1 protein-coding gene and 1 pseudogene are annotated in these 2,712 nt (G+C 73.5%); both read left to right on the top strand.

Features of this window, described 5'->3' with window-relative positions; all coding sequences use genetic code 11:
• Window positions 1–40: 40 nt before the first annotated feature.
• Window positions 41–1,153: a prolipoprotein diacylglyceryl transferase gene (gene lgt, locus AC0CYZ_RS15615; RefSeq protein ID WP_472216900.1), complete on the top strand. Its 1,113-nt coding sequence runs from the start codon at window positions 41–43 to the stop codon at window positions 1,151–1,153.
• 315 nt (window positions 1,154–1,468) lie between these two features.
• Window positions 1,469–2,712 (top strand): annotated as a pseudogene (locus tag AC0CYZ_RS15610) (glutamate synthase subunit alpha); the annotation flags it as partial.

Raw genomic sequence — 2,712 nt, 5'->3', positions numbered from 1 at the left:
CCGTCCCCTCGCCCGATAGCGTGGGCCCGTGCTCGCAGCGATGCTCCCGGCGACGATCCCCAGCCCTCCGCAGGGCGTGTGGCACGTCGGCCCGATCCCGCTGCGGGCGTATGCCCTCTGCATCATCGCGGGCATCGTCCTCGCGGTCTGGCTGACCGACCGGCGGTTCGTCGCCCGCGGGGGTGCCCCGGGCTTCGTCATCGACGTCGCGGTGTGGGCGGTGCCGTTCGGCCTGGTCGGCGGCCGGCTCTACCACCTCGCCACCGACTGGCGGACCTACTTCGGCCCGGGCGGCGACCCGGTGGCCGCGCTCTACGTGTGGAACGGCGGCCTCGGGATCTGGGGCGCCATCGCGCTCGGCGCGGTCGGGGCGTGGATCGCGTGCCGCCGCCGGGGCGTCCCGCTGACCGCCTTCGCCGACGCCGCGGCGCCGGGGATCGTGCTCGCCCAGGCGGTCGGGCGGCTCGGCAACTGGTTCAACCAGGAGCTCTACGGCGCGCCGACGACGCTCCCGTGGGGGCTGGAGATCTACCGCCGGGTCGACCCCGGCACCGGCGCACCCGACAACCTCGGCGGCGTCGCGCTCGACCGCACCCCCGTCGAGATCGTGCAGCCGACGTTCCTCTACGAGCTGGTGTGGAACATCCTCGTGGCGGTCCTCGTCGTGGTGCTCGACCGGCGGCTGCGGCTCTCGCGCGGCCGAGCCTTCGCCGTCTACGTGGCCGGTTACACGGCCGGGCGCTTCGTGATCGAGCTGTTGCGCACCGACCCGGCGACCCGGGTGTTCGGGGACGTGCGGATCAACGTCGTGGTCGCGGGCGTCGTCTTCGTCGCGGCCGTGGTCTACCTGATCGCGGTCCGCGGTCCCCGCGAGGACCTCTCCGCCTCGATGCCCGGGCCGGAACCCGGTTCGGCCCCCGGGACGCCGGGTACGTCGACTGACGTGACCGACCACCGACACATCGGGCCCGAGACCGACGACCGTGAGGGCCCCGACGACGCGGAGGCGGCCCGCGAGAACCGCAAGGAGGCCGCGGGCCCGGGCCGCGAGGTGGACCACGGCGCGAACGAACCGTCGGGCGTCGACTCCGAGCCCGAGGGGACCGCGAACGAGGAGGAGGCCACGGCCGAACCGCCTTCGGCCGCCCGCTGACAGCTTCACGCGACGTCGGGGCGATCACGCTCCGCGTCGGGGTCGTCCGGGCTCCCGGCGGGCTAGACTCGCACGACGGTGCGGAACGTCGACGTTCCGCGTCGTCCTGCCGGCTCCCGGGTCACCGCCCGACCCACCCATCGGCGCTTCCAGGGCCATCGTCGTCCCCGGGTATCCGTCGAGACGGGCCGAGCCACTCGCCGTCTCCCACCACCGGCTCGCGACGACCGAGACGGACCGGGTCCACGACCGTCTCCGCCCGAGACGGGACGGGCTCCCGCTCCGCTCCCTCTCCCTCCCGAGGAGGCGCCCACCGTGCTGTTCTCCACCAACCCCGGACGCCAGGGTCTCTACGACCCGGCGTACGAGCACGACGCGTGCGGTGTCGGTGCGGTCGCGGACACGACGGGCCGTCGCAGCCACCGGATCGTGTCCGACGCGCTGCAGGTGCTGCACAACCTCGACCACCGCGGGGCCGCGGGCAGCGAGCCCACCAGCGGCGACGGCGCGGGGATCCTGGTGCAGCTGCCCGACGAGCTGCTGCGCGCCACCGTCGACGCCACCCTGCCCGACCCGCGCCCGAGCGAGGACGGCGGCGCCCCCGTGCACGCCTACGCCGCCGGCGTGGTGTTCCTGCCCGCCGACGACGACGAGTACGCCAAGGCCGTCTCGCTGCTCGAGCGGATCACCGCGGAGGAGGGCCTCGAGGTCCTCTGCTGGCGCGACGTGCCGATCGACCCGGAGGGCGCCGACGTCGGCTCCGTCGCCCGCTCGGCGATGCCGCGGTTCTCCCAGGTCCTCGTCGCGCACCCCGAGCGGTCGCTGGCCGGCATCGACCTGGACCGCATCGCCTACATCGTGCGCAAGCGGGCCGAGCGGGAGTCCGGTGAGCAGGGCTGCGGGCTCTACATCGCCTCGCTCTCCAGCCGCACCATGACCTACAAGGGCATGCTGACCACCGACCAGCTGGCCCTGTTCTTCCCGGACCTGCGCGACGAGCGGCTGCAGTCCGCGATCGCCGTCGTGCACAGCCGGTTCTCGACGAACACCTTCCCGAGCTGGCCGCTGGCGCACCCCTACCGGACGATGGCGCACAACGGCGAGATCAACACCATCCGCGGCAACCGCAACCGCATGCGGGCCCGCGAGGCGCTTCTCGGCACCGACCTCTTCCCCGGGGACCTGCAGCGCGCGATGCCGGTCTGTCCCGAGGACGTCTCGGATTCCGCCAGCTTCGACGAGGTCCTCGAGCTCCTCTCGCTGGGCGGTCGCTCGCTGCCGCACGCGGTGATGATGATGATCCCCGAGGCGTGGGAGAACCACGACGAGATGGACCCGGCACGTCGGGCCTTCTACCGGTTCCACGCCTCCCTCATGGAGCCGTGGGACGGCCCGGCGTCGGTGGCGTTCACCGACGGGACCGTGATCGGCGCCGTGCTCGACCGCAACGGCCTGCGCCCGTCCCGGTACTGGGTGACCGACGACGACCTCGTGATCATGGCGTCCGAGGTCGGCGTCGTCGACGTCGAGCCGTCGAAGGTCGTGGCCAAGGGGCGGCT

This window comes from Actinomycetospora sp., from assembly GCF_055612215.1.
Note: the sequence above shows the minus strand (reverse complement) of the source record. Positions and strands in the feature narration are given on the sequence as shown.